A 14,638-nucleotide genomic window follows, 5' to 3' on the forward strand; every position below is an offset into this window, starting at 1 on the left:
GTTAGCCTGATAAATTTTTGACCGCTCGGTTGAATAACTCAGGAATCCTCCACCTCTGAGCGAAGCGTAGGTGGAGGTAGTTCAAACGTCTTGAGATAACCGAATCATATCTGTGCACCGGATACCGTTTTCTATAATGTCCTCTTCGTAATGCCGCAAGAAGAAGTTTAGATCGACTCGAACAATACGAAATCCACATTTTTGATAAAGAGCCAACTGACCAATGCTTGAATTGCCTGTCCCGATTTCGATCGTTGAGTATCCCATCGCTTGCGCGGTTTGGATTGCATGTTTTAAGAGATATTTTCCGACGCCGTTGCCTTGATACTTCTCGTCTACTGCAATGTTTACGATTTCGATCGTTTGAGGTCTCGTGGGTAGAAGCACATGTACCCCAATCAGTTGATTCCTTATTTCAGCTACGAAACAACTACCACTTTTCAAATATTCTTCGACTAGTTTCTGAGACGGGTCCGCTAATAGCAAAAGCTCCATCGGAGGATTCTCATAAGCTGACAGTTGACGGATGTTTATATTCATACAGGCAATCCCCCTCACGGATTAGTTTTGTTTCAATGGCTCATGATTCTTCGTTCCTGTTTATTCATAATTTTCCTAAGTCTAATTGACCTTAAAGTTCATGTCCAATTAACTGTAAACCATCCACATCTTGGATGATAGAGATAAACCATAATCCCCAATGCAAAAACGCTATCCACCAAAACGATTCGAGACTACTCTCTTTCCATGAAGACACGGTCATCCGCCCTCGAATATTGACAAAATAAACCATTTTTTTAAAGAAGGATTTGTTTAGTTAAAGCAGAACGTTAAACAAAGAACAGATTCTGAACTTACAGAGGAGTGATTCACATGAACCAAGCTCAAGAAATTCAAATCCAGACTGTAATCCAACGTCCTGTCGCCGAAGTCTGGACGTATTGGACGGAACCGGAACATATCAAATCCTGGAATGCCGCCTCCGATGATTGGCATACGACAGAAGCCACGAATGATGTTCAAGCAGGCGGTCGTTTTTCCAGTCACATGGCGGCAAAGGATGGAAGTGTCGGCTTTGATTTTTCCGGTGTCTACCTAGAGGTGATTCTTTATGAAAAATTAGCGTATACGATTGACGATGGACGCCACGTGACGATTCTGTTTACGGCGAATGGTGATGAAACGGAAGTTGTCGAAACATTTGAAGCGGAGTCGACGAATCCGCCCGAAATGCAACAAGCGGGCTGGCAGGCGATTCTTGACCGTTTTAAAGCGTACACGGAGCAACAGTGAATGGAAGGAAAACGACAAAACCCGTTCCATGACAGGACGGGTTTTTGTGTTTTCCTTATTTTTTGATTTGTATGAGGTGGAAATGTAATGTTCCGTCATCCCGTAGCACACTGTAACCGAGTCGACCGTTCGTGAAAACCGGTTTCGAATACTCGCCTTCCTTGTCCGTCAGTGGGACAACCGTCCCGTTTATCAGGTCCGCATAAAGGAGTTGATGCTGTTCTTCCCGGAAGACGACACGATCGGCTGACAGGAAACAAAAGGCATCAGTCAGATCATACGGTTCTGGCGTCGTATAGTAATACGATGTCCGGTTCGATCCATGCGACTGGAATAGAGCGTTTCCTTCCGCACCCGTTGCGAGATAGTGCCGTCCATAAGCAAAATCAAGCGGCATCGTGGCTTTTTTGATCGTTTTTCCGGAAAGTGTCGTGTAGGCGGTCGTTTTCTCATCCGCTTTGTACGTGGTTTGATCGAGGAGAATTCCGCCGTCTCCGTCCCGTAAGTTCTGGGCATAGTCTCCGCTGCGTGTTGCTGTTTCCTTCAATGTCAGTGTTTTTTGTGTCGTGACGTACCCGGTCGCTGCATCATATTTTTGGACGAGCGACTGTGTCTGACGGTTCTTTTTCATATGCTTGATCCAGGAGACATGCGTCGCTGCCGTCTGCAAATCCGGGTAAAAATGCTCCGGCTCGGTTCCTTGATCCAGTTGTTGGATGGAACCGGTCGCTAAATCCATGGTCTCCAGTGTCCATGTGCTGTCATTCGCATGATCTTGATAACGGATCAAAAATAACTGCCGTCCGACACCGACCAGTTTGTAAATGGATTGCTTCGTCGTATACAATTTTTGCAGCTTTTGATCCGTTAAGGAATAACGGAAAATGAAGCTGTTTTTCTCGTTTGAGGCGTAAAAATACAAGGCGGTTTCATCGATGTAACTCGGACCGGACAGGTAAGGATACCGCTGATAGACAGCCGTTAAATCGTAACTGTTGCTTTGTCCGAGCGGCGAAAACGTCTCACTTCGGATCAATTCTTTTGGTGCTGGAACCGGGGGCGTTGGTTCCGATTCCGGTTGACTGCATCCGGCAAGCAGCAGGACAAGACTGAATAAGCTGAGTTTTAAAAAATAAGGCATAGCAAAAAACTCCCGTTCTGTTTTAGGAAAATGAAAACTCTATTAGTGTATAGGGAAACGAATCCATTGCCCTAAAAAAGAAGAGGTGCTTACAAGAATGTAAGAAAAAACACGATTCCCTTAAGGCATCGTGTTGGCACGTTCTGGTTCAATTGCCAGGTCAAGCATTTTTGTGAACGCGACGTCCGGATCGGTCGTTTGAAACGTCTGTAACCAGTCCTGAAAATCTCCTTCATAGACAATCGATCCGTCATGCAGGAAAATGACATGCGCATCCGTGTGCAATAAGTCATGCAGCTGATGAGTCGAAAACAAACAGGTCCGACCGTCGGCAATCAACTTTTCGAATCGGCGCATGATGTGCAGGCGGGTGGCGGGATCCACACCGCTCGTCGGTTCATCAAACATGTACAATGCGCGGGGGATCGTCGTCAACAATGTGACGAACAACCATTTCTTTTCGCCAGCCGACATCTTCCCGACCTTCATTTGCCACAGATGATGGAATAAATCGATTTCGCGTCGGCTCTGTAACGAAGCACTGTAGGTCGTTTGTTTTTTAAAATCAGTGAGTTGGGCGAGCCGGCCGATGAAATAGGCGACGTCCTTTCCCTTTAATTCATCGGAATAATAGATGGATTGCGTCAGATAGAGGATATCGGATTGGTCCGGCAGGGAAATGTCACCTGCCTGCGGACGCAAGGCACCCGTCATACAGTCAAATAAAGTAGTTTTCCCGGAGCCGTTCATGCCAATCAACACATTGAGCTTGTTTGGTTGCAGCGTAAACGTCACGTCGTGTAATAACGCACGGGACTTTGGATAAGCAAATTGCAGGTGTTGAACAAACATGGGTTTCCTCCTTAACGGGTCAAGATGGACAATAAGTTAAAACGTTTGATGGCGAAAAGACCGCTCAGCAGATAAAGAATCAGCGCCAACAGCAAAATCGGTCCGTTGACTGACGCATCGAGGTCTTTGAAAAAGTGAAGGATCTCAAACGACAACTGACGGATCGTATAAAACGGATTTAAGTAACTGAACCACTGCTCGCTCTGGCGGGTCGACACTAAAAACAACGGGTACATGACGATATTAGCAAGTGTCGCCATGCTGGAGATCTTAAACGGCACAAGTGTCAGCAATGTACTTGCGAAAGCGAGCGGCAGGCTGCCGAGCAGGACCAGCAGGGAAAGTCCAATCAGTTGAAACGAAAAGAAGTCTGTTACGAGCGACACCGTCACCGTAAAAAAGACGAGACTGACCGCGGCGAACACGACTTGAACAAGAATCATCGCAAGAATACAGCTCAGCTTATCTCCGGAAATCATGATATAGGTTTTCATCAACCCTCGTTCCCGCATCCGAGCCAGTTGGAGTCCGATTCCGTTCAAGTACGTCGATAAGATGATATAGCCCCAGAACAGCGGGATGAAGGACAGGAAGTCGGCATATGTAAAGTCATTTTGGGTGCCATACGCCAGTGCGAGCACAAGCGGCAGTCCGATTGTCCACAAAAAAGGAATTTTATCCGTTACCATGATTTTTAAATACAGGATGAAGTAACTTTGAATCGCGTGCATCATGTACCTCCTTTGTTAATAATTGTAAATAGGGTAACATACTTCATGAAAGAAATGAAATCATCCACTAAAAATTCCGAATATTCGTTTAGTAAACAAAAGACCGGGAATATATATCTAAAAGATACTATCTAAAAGATATAGGAGAAACCAATGCCAAAAGAAAACATGACCCGGTATGCGATTTTAGGGTTACTCGCGAGCGGCTGTACGTCAGGCTACGAAATGAAGCATACGATTGATACAAGTCTCAATCATTTTTGGAAGATTAGCTTCGGACAGGTCTATCCGATGTTAAAGACGTTGGCGCAAGAGGGACTAATTGAAGAGACGAGTGAAGGGGACGACCGGAAGACGTTCATCTTGACGCCGGACGGAGAGGCCGACCTCAGACGTTGGGTCGAGGAGCCGACGACCGAACTGCCGGTCCAGCGGAATGAACTGTTGCTGAAGCTTTATTTTGCCCGTCATGAGTCAAAAGAAACGACGATTCAAAAAATCGACCAGCATGCTGCTCTGCTCCGGGAACGGTTGGAGACGTACAACATGATTGAACAAACGATTCGTGCCTATCCTGAAACAAACGAAGCGGTGTATTGGCTGTTGACGCTCGATTACGGTAAACGAAAGACACAAGCTTTGCTTGAATGGTGTGCTGCGTCGACTCAGACACTTGAAGGAGGAAAAGACGATGAAACGCGTGATCGCGACACCGAATGAAGACGTCGTCGTATTTATCATCGGGTTACGAATCAACCGGCTGCGAGCGGTCCGGAAATGGTTACCGGCCGTTCAGGCGATGACACCGATGATCAAGGAATGTTATGAGCAGCAGGTTGGTTTGTTGTCGCATGAGATGCTCGTCGGTTGGCGGTCAGTCACGTTGATTCAGTATTGGCGTTCCTCCGACGCTCTGATTGCCTATTCGCACGGCAACCGTCACCTGACCGCGTGGAAACAGTTTAATCAGTCGGCCCGGGCAAGTCATGCCGTCGGGATTTTCCATGAGACGTTTGAAATCAGCAATTACGAGACGATGTATGTCAATCTGCCGACGCGGGGACTGGCGAAAGCGGTCGGAGAAAGTACGATTCAGAAACATCAGGAACAGGCGAAGGACCGTTTGGCCGAACGGAAACCGGTGTCGACACGTGAATAACGAACGAAGGGAGCGGATTCCAATGATCCGCTCCCTTGCTGTATGTATTACTGTTCTACCCGGACTAATGTTTCTCCGCAATTTTGACAAATCGAATTCATCGTCTCGGTACACTCTTTGCAAAAGGTACAGTTGTGCGAACAATGATACGTTTCCTGACCTTCTTCAAATGTCTCAGCACATCGGGTGCAATTTGTTGCCTGCATGTCATTCACCTCACGTCTCGTTTGATCTGTCTTAATTGTACGAAAGAAAAACGTGACCGGACAGCTGGTTTTGTTTGTTTTTCAGTAGCTTCACCTGAAAATGAATGGTAATTTTAAGATATGTCTTCATAATATTAGGAGGTTTAAAAATGGACGAAATTGATTACGCAATTATCCGGGCGTTGCAGGCAGACGGGCGGATGTCCTGGACGGAACTCGGCAAAACGGTGGGTCTTTCGACGCCGGCCGTCAACGAACGGGTCAAGAAACTCGAGGACCGCGGTGTCATCGAAGGATACCGCGCCGTCATCAATCCGGCCGCCATCGAAAAAACGATCATGGCGATCATGATGTTCGAGCAGACACGCTGTGCGGCATTCATCACGTTTTGCAAAGACCATCCGGATGTCGTCGAGTGCCACCGGCTCGCCGGGACGTTTAACTTCATGGTCAAGCTGTACACGCCGTCGGTCGAGACATTGGAAACGTTTATCGATGCCTCGATGGAATACGGAAAACCGTCGACCTGGATCCGGTTATCCTCACCCGTCGCGTTTAAGGCATTTACGGTCGGGGATGGAGTGCTGATATGAAATGTGTTATCAGGCAACGGATCGAGCAACAAGTCGGTTGGATCCATTCGATCCATCCCGTTGCCGAGCAGGGGAGAACAGCCATCGTCTATCATGTGAAAACGTTAGACGGTACCTATATCCTCAAGCAGGCAAGTTTACCCCGATACCGCAAGTGGTTGGCGCAGGAAGCGACAGTGATGCAGACGTTCAAGTCACAACACATCATTATCCCGACTTATATTGATTATATGGAAGACGAGCAACAGGATTATTTACTGATGTCCTACATAGCCGGTGAGACGTTGACAACGGCACTCGCGAATGCTTCCGAACTGCAGCGTCTTGAGCTGATTCGTGCATTTGGAAGGTTTCTCAGACAGCTTCATACGAGGGAGACTAGCTCCACCCATTCTTCAAAAGACTGGCTGGACAAACAGCTGCTTCAAGCCGATCACTATATTAAACAGGGCTGGACAAGTGGTTCGCGCGAGTTGCTTAACGCATCATCCACCAAACAGCCGGAACCTGTTCCGGCGACGCGGATACACGGAGATTGTACGACGGACAATCTGTTGGTCCGAGACAACGCAATCGTTGCATTTATCGATGTAGCCGGAATGACGGTCGGCGATCCCCGCTACGATGAAGCCTTGGCGACACGATCTTTTCGGACGGATATCAAGATGCTCGATGCGTTCTATTCCGGATATGGATTTTCACCAATCTCAGAAGAAACATTCCGCTATTTCGATGACGGATTGTATGAATTTTATTGAAAAACAAATCATAGAATCAGTTCAGGATAAAGAAATGTAATTTATACATTGCATATGGAATGTATATATGACATACTGAAAAAGGAAAATCTTTGAAGTAGGTGAGTAACATGAGTCCAAGCATGAGTCCGACGAAATCAAAACGAATGGAACAAGGATGGACGCAGCAACAATTGGCCGATCGTGTGAAGGTGACACGTCAAACCATCGCCCTGATTGAAGCCCGGAAATTTAATCCGAGTCTGAAACTGTGTCTTGAGATTGCCCATGCGTTGCACACCGATTTAAATACGCTATTTTGGGAGGAAGCCGATGAATAAGTTAAAACAATGGTTAGGGATTGAAACTGTAGCGGATGAACGGACACAACTGAAGGAGTTACGGTCATTCCATAATGCCGGACTGTTTATCGTCGTCCTGGCGATTCTTGACGTCATCGTCCGGGGATTCATTTTGGACCGTCCGGCTTCACATTGGGGAGCCAGTCTCGTCTATGTCATCGTCTATGTTTTTTATGCATTAGCGAAGATGGCACTGGAAGGGATTTATGATACGGAAGTCGATGACGAACGCAGTTTCAAGAAGAAAATGAAACAACATTTTTGGACACACCTTACCGGAGGTCTCTTTTTTGCAATCGTCATGCTATTCCTGCGCGGGATGCCGGAGACGTTGCGTGACTGGCTGAGAGTCCTGGTGACATTCGTTGTCGTAATCGCATTTTTGCAACTGTACGAATGGGTCTTCACAAAAATCTCATTACGCAGGACACAAAAAGAATTGGATCAGTCCGACTTTTAAACCAACACAAAAATAGCGGCTATTTCCTGATTTGTCTAGGAGTGGCCGCTATATGTTTTGCATCAGGTGCAACACTTTGTCGCTTGATCGACCTGATCTTGCGGGATCAGTAACTGGTCGCCCTTGACTGTAAAATCAATGTCATTGGCTTTTAGTCGTTCCATTTGAGCGGGTGTATTTTCACCCCATGGAACGGTTTTCGGTTGCTCGGAAGAAGCACATCCGACGAGCAGTAGACTGCTTGCAAACAGCAATGGTTTTAACATGAAATCATCTCCTGTCAGTCAGTCCGTGAGTTTTTGTTAAAGAACAACCGTTTTAATTGCAGTCCGTCGCTCGGAAAGCCACTAGTCAACCGGATTGGAATCAGGTTAAACAAAATAAAAATTATTGACAGCTGAATAAATGGTGGAGCCAACAGATGCATGACTGGACTTGGAAAGAGCAGACTTAATCCGGCGACGAACGTTCCGGCTATAAAATTCGCGAAAATCCCGCCGAGTAACAAGGCGGCTCGTTGTCCGCGACGGCGCGGAATCTCTGACGGGTGAGATTGGTAGAGTCCCTCCCAAAATTGCTTTCGGGCGACGGAAAAATGACCGATGCGTAAGAAGGGTTCGCCTTTCCCGATCGAAACTGATTTTAGCCTCAGACCAATCAGGCGGCCGACGAGCGCATGCCCGTATTCGTGCAAAATCAGGCTGGGGAAGTAAAAGCAAAACATGATTAGATTGAACCATAGTAAACCCATGTTCTTCCTCCTCTCATTAACAAACATAACAAAAAATGGATGTTTCAAGCAACTTACATAATTGTCATGGATTCATCTAGAGATTGAAAAAGGAGACTTATTATATGAACCTGTTAACTGATTCAACTTTGCCAATTCGCATATTTCCAGCTCAGCGTAAGGATTACCGCAAAATCATCTGTTTGTACCACGGCTGGGGATCGAGTGTGACAAAATATGAAGAATTCGCCCGGATGCTCTCGGAACAAGGATTTACGGTCATTGTGCCGGAACTCCACCTGCATGACAGCCGTGATGCGTTAGCAACGTATTTTACCCGGGCGTCGTCGAACGTCACTTTTGGGAAGTCGTGTTTCAAAGCATCGAGGAATCGAGCACACTCGTTCAGCGGCTGAACGTTCCGAGAGAGGACATCATTTGGCTTGGTGTCTCGATGGGAGGATTCATCGCAAGCGGTGCAGCTGCTAAACACAACGGCAGCGCAGGGGTGATTAACATCAACGGGTCCGGCTCCTTCCTCTTTTCGGAACAGCTTTTTCGAAGTCGTGACAAAAGAGACGATTTAACGGTAGAAGAAGAACGACGCTTGCGGGCGTATGATCCTGTCCTGCAAAAACAGTCTACACCAACGTTATTTGTACATGGACAACGCGATGCGGTCATTCCGATTGAAACGCAAGAACACTATGTCCAGCAGTCTGCTGGAACGAACAACGATTTGACGTTTTTCAAATATCCCTTCATCAACCATACTGTGTCGGATCAGATGATAGAGGACATCTTCGTTTGGTTGGATGAGCGCTTTTAACGAGAGCAGACAGAAGAACCGGACACCTGCCTGAGATGCCCGGTTTTTTTAGTACTGAGTGATCAGAAGAGACGCCGTACCGAAGATGATGATCAACGAGGTAAAGACCGCTTTCGTGCGGGGAGAAAGCGGGATGCCTTCTTGTTTTTGTTGAAAATAGACATAGCCGTAAACACCGCTCATTAACATCGTGACGAGAGCGAAGAGTGACGCAATGGTAGTCAGCATACGATGTTTTCCTCCTTCAATTCTTACCGTAAGATTTTTTCGAACGTTTTTCCTTTTGCCAATTCATCAATCAACTTATCAAGATAGCGGATTTCCCGCATCAACGGATCTTCGACGTTTTCGACCCGGACGCCGCAGACGACACCTTTGATTAACAATCGACGTTCCTGCATGTCCGGCGCCTCCGCAAAAAAGGCTTCGAATGTCGTCTGATCTGTTGCCAGCGTTGCGAGTTGTTGCTCCGAGTAACCGGTCAGCCAGCAAATGATCGTATCAACTTCCTGTTTCGTCCGACCCTTGCGTTCCGCTTTTGTCACGTAAAGCGAATAGACACTCGAAAACGCTGTCGTGTACAACCGATGTTTCGTCATCGTATTTCCTCCTCATGACTAATTATTACCAAAAGTGTAGCATACCGAACGCTCGAAATGGACCCCTCCGGACAAAACAAAGACCGTCCTTTTCGCACGAAAGGAACGGTCTTAACTAATCATTTTTTTAAATCGATGACATGGAATTCAATCTGTTCGTCGTCCGATACCCCGTATGCGAGCTTCCCGTTCGCATAAATCGGTTTGGACGTCGTATCGGTCATTTCCGTCAAGGGAGCTACTGTGCCGCGCGCAAGATCGGCGTACCAGAGTCGCGTCATACTCTCCCGGAAAATGACCCGGTCAGCCGCTAAAAAGCGGAATGCATCAACCGTCAACCGGTTGTCCGACGGTTTGAACTGGTACCCCGGTTGTTGTCCTTTCTTAGGCATGAAGAGGGCGGAGCCTTCTTCGCCGATCGCAACGTACTTTTTGTTGTGTTCAAAATCAATCAGTCCGTTCATCCGTCGTTTAAACGTATCGTCAAACGTCTCGAGCGTCGGCGTTTTATGACCGTTTTTAAAGGTGCTTGTATGCAAAATCAGCCCGGCATCGCTCCGGCGGAAGTCGAACGGATACTGGCCATTCCGTTTTTCGCCTTCTTTTAACATATACTGCTGATGAATGATGATGGTATCTTCCGCAAGATCAAACGATTTGACGGTCGTTTTGGTTTTTTCTGGCGTCGCGTCATGCGTCATCCATGACACCTGTGTCGAGGAAGCATCAAGATAAGGAATCGCCGTGTCATAACGGCTGATGCCTTGATCAAGCGTATTGATGTTTCCCGTCTTCAAGTCCATCGAACGAATCGCCCATTTTTGTCCGGACTTGGTTTGATTGTATTCGACCCAAAACAGGTAATGCGACACTCCGGTCATCATACCGATCGTTCGGTTGACCGTATGCAGCACTTGGTTATCGTTCAATCCTTGGCTGTAGCGGTAAATGTAACTGTTAATGTTTGTATCACTCGTTTGTTTAACGTGCGTATAGTAGATCGATTGCTCATACAGATAGTCCGGAGCAATCAGGACGTTTTGACCGGTAAAAAACGAAGATAAATTGTATGTTTGATGTGTTCCGAGCGAAATCTGGTCTGTCTTTTTCTTCAACGGCACATATTTTCCATAGTCAGACAAAGGGGTACTGACCGGTTCGAGATTTGGCGTCGGCTCAGCCACCTGCGGATCTGCCTTGATTTTCGGCGGGTGCTTGGCTGAATCGGAATCGGTGCATCCTGACGTGACGACGAGCGTCACAGTTAAAACCGCCGTAAAAGCTGTTTTCCAGTGCATGGTGTATGCCTCCTTTTAAGTAAAGTAATGATCAATAGAGGTTCTGTTTTCTTCTCCAACGCATCGAGACTAAACAATCGGAAATTCCGGACATCACAAACAGATACAACAAAACAGCGGAATGAACAGCAGGAAAAACCGTTTTCCAAAATAATACTTGTACTAGGGCCGGTACGCATGTACATGTATTTACTCCTTACGTTACTTAAATTTAACATCCTTTATTTTACATAATAGCTTATTTTATACTTCGTTTGAGAGTCGGATTTAAATAAAACATCAATACAAAAACAGTCAATAAACACCAGTATGTCTGGTGTTTATTGACTGTTTGAACGGTTCATTTGATTTTTAAGACGACTTTTCCTTTGGCCCGACCGGACTCGGAATACTCGAGCGCCGCTTGGGCGTCTTCAAACGGATACACCCGGTCGATGATCGGTTTGATTTGTCCGCTCTCGATCCATTCCGTGATGTGTTCGAGTTGTTGACCACTTGGTCGCATGAACAAAAACGTATAGGTGACATCATGTTTTCGTTCAAGAAGTGTCTCGCGGAGCGTCAACAGTCTAAATAATGACGTCTTGAGAAAACCGGACCGATAGGACTTACCGAACCGGCCATTCGGCAGTCCGGAAACCGAGACGATGTGTCCACCCGGACGGACAACTTGAAACGACCGTCGGAGTGTCTCGCCGCCAATCGTATCGTAGACTCCGTCGTAATCGTGCAACAGGTCCTCGAAGGCTTCGGTCCGGTAATTAATGATTTTATCGGTCCCAAGTGACTGGACAAGCTCATGTCCGGCGGGGCTTGCCGTCGTTGCGACATATAGTCCCATCGCTTTCGCCAGTTGAATCGCAAACGTTCCGACGCCTCCGGCACCGGCGTGAATCAAAACTTTTTGTCCGGGTGTCAGCTGCAGAATGTCATGTAACGCCTGATAGGACGTCAAGCCGACCAGCGGAATCGAAGCCGCTTCCTCAAACGAAAGTGTGGCTGGTTTCAAAGCGAGCATCTGTTCATCGATTGCGATGTATTCAGCAAACGTGCCGATCCGATTCTTCTCGGCACGACCATAAACGGCATCCCCGATCTGAAACTTCGTGACGGCAGAACCGATTTCAGTCACGACACCGGAAAAATCATTCCCGAGAATCAACGGGAACTGATAGGGAATCAACAGTTTGACGTTCCCGTCACGAATCTTATAATCAACCGGATTGATGCTTGCGGCGTGAATTTCGACGAGTACGTCGTGCGGATTGACCTGCGGACGGGGCTGTTCTGTAAGTTCAAGCGGGACGTGACCGTATTGTGTGATGGTCATTGCTTTCATGAATATCGACTCCATTTCCTGACTTTTCTATCCTTTAGTCTACCAGTTGGCAAGGCCGGCGAACACTTTGAGCGATCGATCCAGACATGATAAGCTAGTCAAGAACAGGAAAAATTTAGGTTTTAAGGGGATGGGACTGTGAGTAAGACAGGTGAACGCTTGTTACGAATCTGGATTCGCGTACCGCGTTTCATTAAACGGATGATTCCGCTCAGTATCACGCTGTATGTCATCGGGATGATAATCACGAATGGGGTTGACACATTGTGGCATTTTGACTTCGCTTTGGTCAAAGGAAGCGATCTTGTCATCAGTTTAGTCGGAGCATCGATTCTCGTTGCGGCACTGAGTCGTTCAAAAGGGGAGGACGCAACATGATACAGCCAGAGCGGGAAGAACAATTGACGGGCGGGAATGTCTCCGACGTCTCACGGATCGGGGATACAGTCAGACGAGAACAAAAACCGGACAGTGAACGGATTCACCGGTTGTTACACCATCTTGAGAAAAGAGGGTTTACAGGGAGTCCGCGGTTTTTAGGGATTGACGCACAAAATCGAGAAATCGTCTCGTACATTAAAGGCGAGGCCGGGAATTATCCGCTCGAGCCATACATGCGCTCGGATACCGTTCTTGAAGAAACGGCACGCCTATTGCGTGCTTATCACGAAGCCGTCGCGGATTTTCCAATCCCACCTGATTGGCCACCGCTCGACGGAACACCCGAGCCACTTGAACTGATTTGCCATAATGATTTTGCCGTCTATAACGTCATTTTTCAAAATGAACGGCCGATCGGCATCATCGATTTCGATGTCGCCGCCCCGGGACCACGGATTTGGGATATCGCGTATACGATGTATACGTTTGTTCCGTTAAGCCGCCATCAAATGACGGGAACAGGGGAGCCCGTGCTCTATGATCGAGTCACAGATCAGGAACGCATCCGGCGGCGAATCGAACTGTTTTTGACGGCTTACGGAAAACCAGACGTAAAAGCCGCCTTGTACGAAACGGTGCTGCTCCGCATCCAGACACTGATTGCGACGATTCAGCGGAAAGCAACGGAAGGCGACGAAGCCTTTCAGCGGATGATTGAAGAGGGACATGTCACGCATTACGAACGGGAACTCGATTTTCTGACACGGGAGGGAGCCGATTGCTTCCGGTAAGTACACGAAACTTCAAGGTGCGTTTTGCAGTTGCTGATAGGCGTGTCTGATTTGCCTGTAGATCTCGTCCGTCGGTAACGCCGCATCGATTTCAATGACGGGTGAAGCGGAACGTTCCATTTGCAGGCGGTGTTCGGCTAGCGTTCCAATCATCGCCGGATTCGTCGCCGTCAAGTATGTGCTGCACCAGTCGAGAAATGCATTCGTTCCCGTGAAATCAGGATACCTTTCTTGTTCCCGCTGGATTAAACGGTTCATCCGTGTCGTTTCATCCAAGCGTAAAAAGACAAGCAACTCCCGGTTGTCGAAGCCGGTCCGATTCCACGAAAAGACGGAACCGGAGACGACATACTGTTGACGGTTTTCGATATCCGGTGTGTATAAGGCATACCGCTCCGCGACCGATCGCTTTTCGGTAAACGTGTGATCTTTCCACAAATAATGATCGCTGTCGATCCAGGGGATACTTTCTTGTTTGCCGATCCACTTGCCGAGCGTGCTTTTCCCGGTACCGGAACCACCGATGATTTGAATGCGCATGTTTCTGACCTCCTCTAAGGTAGATGAATGTTTTGTAGGAACCTTCATATTACCTCATTCTATCGTTCAAAATAAGGGAGTGGACAAACAGATTGGAAACCGAACAAGAGGATGGATGTAAAGGGAGACGATTTAAGAATCGTTCTCCCTTTTTTCGGGTAATTCAATAGATAAGGTAAAGGAACGCTAGTCGTCACGTGTCAAGTCTGCTTGTGAGGAGAGGATGGATGCGATGATTGCCTTTTTCATTCTGGTACGCAATATGTATTACGTCCTGAAAATCCTGTTTCGTCAAGATGAACAAAAAGCCGTCATGTTCTCCGTCGCCTTTTTGCTGGCGGTCGGGATGTTTTTTTATCACAGCGTCGAACAGCTGAGTTATCTCGACGCACTGTACTTTTCCGTCATGACGCTGACGACAGTCGGATATGGTGATATTCATCCGGTCACGCCGATCGGCAAGATCTTTACGATGGGGTATGTCTTGCTTGGGATCGGTGTCATCAGTGCTCTGATCGTGAATTTTAACCGGGCGTTAAAAGAATTCCATTTAAACAAAAACAAACTAGACGGGAAGTGACGGGCAGTATTTGCGAA

The 14,638-nt window shown here is 47.3% G+C and carries 24 protein-coding genes; 12 read left to right on the plus strand and 12 right to left on the minus strand.

The genetic code is table 11. The annotated features are described in order from the left end of the window. Nucleotides 1-81: 81 nt before the first annotated feature. On the minus strand, nucleotides 82-534 hold the full coding sequence (locus ACHA8N_RS05670) for a GNAT family N-acetyltransferase (RefSeq protein WP_393965151.1): 453 nt from the start codon (nucleotides 532-534) through the stop codon (nucleotides 82-84). Nucleotides 535-873: 339 nt separating this feature from the next. Here ACHA8N_RS05670 and ACHA8N_RS05675 point away from each other — a divergent pair, with 339 nt between their 5' ends. Further along, on the plus strand, nucleotides 874-1,293 hold the full coding sequence (locus ACHA8N_RS05675) for an SRPBCC domain-containing protein (protein ID WP_393965028.1): 420 nt from the start codon (nucleotides 874-876) through the stop codon (nucleotides 1,291-1,293). A 55-nt stretch (nucleotides 1,294-1,348) separates the two neighbouring features. Here the strand turns inward: ACHA8N_RS05675 and ACHA8N_RS05680 are convergent, their stop codons facing one another. From ACHA8N_RS05680 to ACHA8N_RS05690, 3 genes are all read right to left on the minus strand, one after another. Further along, nucleotides 1,349-2,434: a hypothetical protein gene (locus ACHA8N_RS05680; RefSeq protein WP_393965029.1), complete on the minus strand. Its 1,086-nt coding sequence runs from the start codon at nucleotides 2,432-2,434 to the stop codon at nucleotides 1,349-1,351. 120 nt (nucleotides 2,435-2,554) lie between these two features. Further along, the gene (locus tag ACHA8N_RS05685) at nucleotides 2,555-3,286 is read right to left on the minus strand and encodes an ATP-binding cassette domain-containing protein (protein WP_393965030.1); all 732 of its coding nucleotides are present in this window, start codon (nucleotides 3,284-3,286) and stop codon (nucleotides 2,555-2,557) included. An 11-nt stretch (nucleotides 3,287-3,297) separates the two neighbouring features. After that, nucleotides 3,298-4,017 carry a hypothetical protein gene (locus ACHA8N_RS05690; RefSeq protein ID WP_393965031.1) on the minus strand — a complete coding sequence of 240 codons (720 nt, stop codon included), beginning with the start codon at nucleotides 4,015-4,017 and terminating at the stop codon, nucleotides 3,298-3,300. A 153-nt stretch (nucleotides 4,018-4,170) separates the two neighbouring features. Between ACHA8N_RS05690 and ACHA8N_RS05695 the strand changes: the two genes are divergently transcribed. Together ACHA8N_RS05695 and ACHA8N_RS05700 are read left to right on the plus strand one after the other, a co-directional pair. Then, nucleotides 4,171-4,737, plus strand: a complete 567-nt coding sequence (locus tag ACHA8N_RS05695) for a PadR family transcriptional regulator (RefSeq protein ID WP_393965032.1) — start codon at nucleotides 4,171-4,173, stop codon at nucleotides 4,735-4,737. Beyond that, entirely contained in the window at nucleotides 4,709-5,176 is a 468-nt protein-coding gene (locus tag ACHA8N_RS05700; RefSeq protein ID WP_147511159.1) for a DUF4188 domain-containing protein, read from the plus strand. The genes ACHA8N_RS05695 and ACHA8N_RS05700 overlap by 29 nt, the downstream gene beginning before the upstream one ends. 47 nt (nucleotides 5,177-5,223) lie before the next feature. Here ACHA8N_RS05700 and ACHA8N_RS05705 read toward each other — a convergent pair whose 3' ends face one another. Further along, a complete protein-coding gene (locus ACHA8N_RS05705; RefSeq protein ID WP_012370403.1) occupies nucleotides 5,224-5,382 on the minus strand; it encodes a DUF1272 domain-containing protein in 159 nt (52 codons plus the stop codon). A 149-nt stretch (nucleotides 5,383-5,531) separates the two neighbouring features. Between ACHA8N_RS05705 and ACHA8N_RS05710 the strand changes: the two genes are divergently transcribed. The 4 genes from ACHA8N_RS05710 (at nucleotide 5,532) to ACHA8N_RS05725 (ending at nucleotide 7,534) form a co-directional block, all read left to right on the plus strand. Continuing rightward, entirely contained in the window at nucleotides 5,532-5,975 is a 444-nt protein-coding gene (locus ACHA8N_RS05710) for an Lrp/AsnC family transcriptional regulator (RefSeq protein WP_393965033.1), read from the plus strand. Continuing rightward, on the plus strand, nucleotides 5,972-6,733 hold the full coding sequence (locus ACHA8N_RS05715) for a phosphotransferase (protein ID WP_393965034.1): 762 nt from the start codon (nucleotides 5,972-5,974) through the stop codon (nucleotides 6,731-6,733). The genes ACHA8N_RS05710 and ACHA8N_RS05715 overlap by 4 nt, the downstream gene beginning before the upstream one ends. Nucleotides 6,734-6,855: 122 nt before the next feature. After that, nucleotides 6,856-7,053, plus strand: coding sequence for a helix-turn-helix transcriptional regulator (locus tag ACHA8N_RS05720; protein WP_393965035.1), 198 nt, complete (start codon nucleotides 6,856-6,858; stop codon nucleotides 7,051-7,053). Further along, nucleotides 7,046-7,534 (plus strand): DUF6773 family protein, encoded by a 489-nt coding sequence (locus ACHA8N_RS05725; RefSeq protein ID WP_147511156.1) that lies wholly within the window; start codon nucleotides 7,046-7,048, stop codon nucleotides 7,532-7,534. Before ACHA8N_RS05720 ends, ACHA8N_RS05725 begins: the two co-directional genes overlap by 8 nt. A gap of 62 nt (nucleotides 7,535-7,596) precedes the next feature. Here the strand turns inward: ACHA8N_RS05725 and ACHA8N_RS05730 are convergent, their stop codons facing one another. After that, nucleotides 7,597-7,800: a putative periplasmic lipoprotein gene (locus ACHA8N_RS05730; RefSeq protein WP_393965036.1), complete on the minus strand. Its 204-nt coding sequence runs from the start codon at nucleotides 7,798-7,800 to the stop codon at nucleotides 7,597-7,599. 14 nt (nucleotides 7,801-7,814) lie between these two features. Continuing rightward, the gene (locus tag ACHA8N_RS05735) at nucleotides 7,815-8,285 is read right to left on the minus strand and encodes a site-2 protease family protein (protein ID WP_393965037.1); all 471 of its coding nucleotides are present in this window, start codon (nucleotides 8,283-8,285) and stop codon (nucleotides 7,815-7,817) included. A gap of 104 nt (nucleotides 8,286-8,389) precedes the next feature. Here ACHA8N_RS05735 and ACHA8N_RS05740 point away from each other — a divergent pair, with 104 nt between their 5' ends. After that, nucleotides 8,390-8,680 carry an alpha/beta fold hydrolase gene (locus ACHA8N_RS05740; RefSeq protein WP_393965038.1) on the plus strand — a complete coding sequence of 97 codons (291 nt, stop codon included), beginning with the start codon at nucleotides 8,390-8,392 and terminating at the stop codon, nucleotides 8,678-8,680. Next, nucleotides 8,635-9,093, plus strand: coding sequence for an alpha/beta hydrolase family protein (locus ACHA8N_RS05745; RefSeq protein ID WP_393965039.1), 459 nt, complete (start codon nucleotides 8,635-8,637; stop codon nucleotides 9,091-9,093). The genes ACHA8N_RS05740 and ACHA8N_RS05745 overlap by 46 nt, the downstream gene beginning before the upstream one ends. Before the next feature lie 48 nt (nucleotides 9,094-9,141). On the opposite strand, the gene ACHA8N_RS05750 is transcribed toward ACHA8N_RS05745, so the two are convergent. From ACHA8N_RS05750 to ACHA8N_RS05765, 4 genes are all read right to left on the minus strand, one after another. Then, nucleotides 9,142-9,321: a hypothetical protein gene (locus ACHA8N_RS05750; protein WP_393965040.1), complete on the minus strand. Its 180-nt coding sequence runs from the start codon at nucleotides 9,319-9,321 to the stop codon at nucleotides 9,142-9,144. Nucleotides 9,322-9,344: 23 nt separating this feature from the next. Next, nucleotides 9,345-9,692 carry a DUF2200 domain-containing protein gene (locus tag ACHA8N_RS05755; protein ID WP_393965041.1) on the minus strand — a complete coding sequence of 116 codons (348 nt, stop codon included), beginning with the start codon at nucleotides 9,690-9,692 and terminating at the stop codon, nucleotides 9,345-9,347. Between the two features lie 119 nt (nucleotides 9,693-9,811). Further along, entirely contained in the window at nucleotides 9,812-10,990 is a 1,179-nt protein-coding gene (locus ACHA8N_RS05760; RefSeq protein WP_393965042.1) for a hypothetical protein, read from the minus strand. A 340-nt stretch (nucleotides 10,991-11,330) separates the two neighbouring features. Beyond that, nucleotides 11,331-12,329: an NADP-dependent oxidoreductase gene (locus tag ACHA8N_RS05765; RefSeq protein ID WP_393965043.1), complete on the minus strand. Its 999-nt coding sequence runs from the start codon at nucleotides 12,327-12,329 to the stop codon at nucleotides 11,331-11,333. A 138-nt stretch (nucleotides 12,330-12,467) separates the two neighbouring features. Here ACHA8N_RS05765 and ACHA8N_RS05770 point away from each other — a divergent pair, with 138 nt between their 5' ends. Then, on the plus strand, nucleotides 12,468-12,707 hold the full coding sequence (locus ACHA8N_RS05770; RefSeq protein WP_393965044.1) for a hypothetical protein: 240 nt from the start codon (nucleotides 12,468-12,470) through the stop codon (nucleotides 12,705-12,707). Further along, entirely contained in the window at nucleotides 12,704-13,501 is a 798-nt protein-coding gene (locus ACHA8N_RS05775) for a phosphotransferase (RefSeq protein ID WP_393965045.1), read from the plus strand. Before ACHA8N_RS05770 ends, ACHA8N_RS05775 begins: the two co-directional genes overlap by 4 nt. Nucleotides 13,502-13,513: 12 nt before the next feature. Here ACHA8N_RS05775 and ACHA8N_RS05780 read toward each other — a convergent pair whose 3' ends face one another. Beyond that, the gene (locus ACHA8N_RS05780; RefSeq protein WP_393965046.1) at nucleotides 13,514-14,041 is read right to left on the minus strand and encodes a shikimate kinase; all 528 of its coding nucleotides are present in this window, start codon (nucleotides 14,039-14,041) and stop codon (nucleotides 13,514-13,516) included. Between the two features lie 262 nt (nucleotides 14,042-14,303). On the opposite strand from ACHA8N_RS05780, the gene ACHA8N_RS05785 reads away from it, so the two are divergent. Continuing rightward, nucleotides 14,304-14,621 (plus strand): potassium channel family protein, encoded by a 318-nt coding sequence (locus tag ACHA8N_RS05785; protein ID WP_393965047.1) that lies wholly within the window; start codon nucleotides 14,304-14,306, stop codon nucleotides 14,619-14,621. The last annotated feature ends 17 nt before the right edge of the window (nucleotides 14,622-14,638 follow it).

The organism is Exiguobacterium sp. S22-S28 (assembly GCF_043359615.1).
Taxonomy (GTDB): Bacteria; Bacillota; Bacilli; order Exiguobacteriales; family Exiguobacteriaceae; genus Exiguobacterium_A.

Coding starts and splice junctions, on each gene's coding strand:
- ACHA8N_RS05675 (WP_393965028.1), top strand. CDS start 874: ATGAACCAAGCTCAAGAAATTCAAATCCAGACTGTAATCCAACGTCCT.
- ACHA8N_RS05680 (WP_393965029.1), bottom strand. CDS start 2,434: ATGCCTTATTTTTTAAAACTCAGCTTATTCAGTCTTGTCCTGCTGCTT.
- ACHA8N_RS05685 (WP_393965030.1), bottom strand. CDS start 3,286: ATGTTTGTTCAACACCTGCAATTTGCTTATCCAAAGTCCCGTGCGTTA.
- ACHA8N_RS05690 (WP_393965031.1), bottom strand. CDS start 4,017: ATGCACGCGATTCAAAGTTACTTCATCCTGTATTTAAAAATCATGGTA.
- ACHA8N_RS05695 (WP_393965032.1), top strand. CDS start 4,171: ATGCCAAAAGAAAACATGACCCGGTATGCGATTTTAGGGTTACTCGCG.
- ACHA8N_RS05700 (WP_147511159.1), top strand. CDS start 4,709: ATGAAACGCGTGATCGCGACACCGAATGAAGACGTCGTCGTATTTATC.
- ACHA8N_RS05705 (WP_012370403.1), bottom strand. CDS start 5,382: ATGCAGGCAACAAATTGCACCCGATGTGCTGAGACATTTGAAGAAGGT.
- ACHA8N_RS05710 (WP_393965033.1), top strand. CDS start 5,532: ATGGACGAAATTGATTACGCAATTATCCGGGCGTTGCAGGCAGACGGG.
- ACHA8N_RS05715 (WP_393965034.1), top strand. CDS start 5,972: ATGAAATGTGTTATCAGGCAACGGATCGAGCAACAAGTCGGTTGGATC.
- ACHA8N_RS05720 (WP_393965035.1), top strand. CDS start 6,856: ATGAGTCCGACGAAATCAAAACGAATGGAACAAGGATGGACGCAGCAA.
- ACHA8N_RS05725 (WP_147511156.1), top strand. CDS start 7,046: ATGAATAAGTTAAAACAATGGTTAGGGATTGAAACTGTAGCGGATGAA.
- ACHA8N_RS05730 (WP_393965036.1), bottom strand. CDS start 7,800: ATGTTAAAACCATTGCTGTTTGCAAGCAGTCTACTGCTCGTCGGATGT.
- ACHA8N_RS05735 (WP_393965037.1), bottom strand. CDS start 8,285: ATGGGTTTACTATGGTTCAATCTAATCATGTTTTGCTTTTACTTCCCC.
- ACHA8N_RS05740 (WP_393965038.1), top strand. CDS start 8,390: ATGAACCTGTTAACTGATTCAACTTTGCCAATTCGCATATTTCCAGCT.
- ACHA8N_RS05750 (WP_393965040.1), bottom strand. CDS start 9,321: ATGCTGACTACCATTGCGTCACTCTTCGCTCTCGTCACGATGTTAATG.
- ACHA8N_RS05755 (WP_393965041.1), bottom strand. CDS start 9,692: ATGACGAAACATCGGTTGTACACGACAGCGTTTTCGAGTGTCTATTCG.
- ACHA8N_RS05760 (WP_393965042.1), bottom strand. CDS start 10,990: ATGCACTGGAAAACAGCTTTTACGGCGGTTTTAACTGTGACGCTCGTC.
- ACHA8N_RS05765 (WP_393965043.1), bottom strand. CDS start 12,329: ATGAAAGCAATGACCATCACACAATACGGTCACGTCCCGCTTGAACTT.
- ACHA8N_RS05775 (WP_393965045.1), top strand. CDS start 12,704: ATGATACAGCCAGAGCGGGAAGAACAATTGACGGGCGGGAATGTCTCC.
- ACHA8N_RS05780 (WP_393965046.1), bottom strand. CDS start 14,041: ATGCGCATTCAAATCATCGGTGGTTCCGGTACCGGGAAAAGCACGCTC.
- ACHA8N_RS05785 (WP_393965047.1), top strand. CDS start 14,304: ATGTATTACGTCCTGAAAATCCTGTTTCGTCAAGATGAACAAAAAGCC.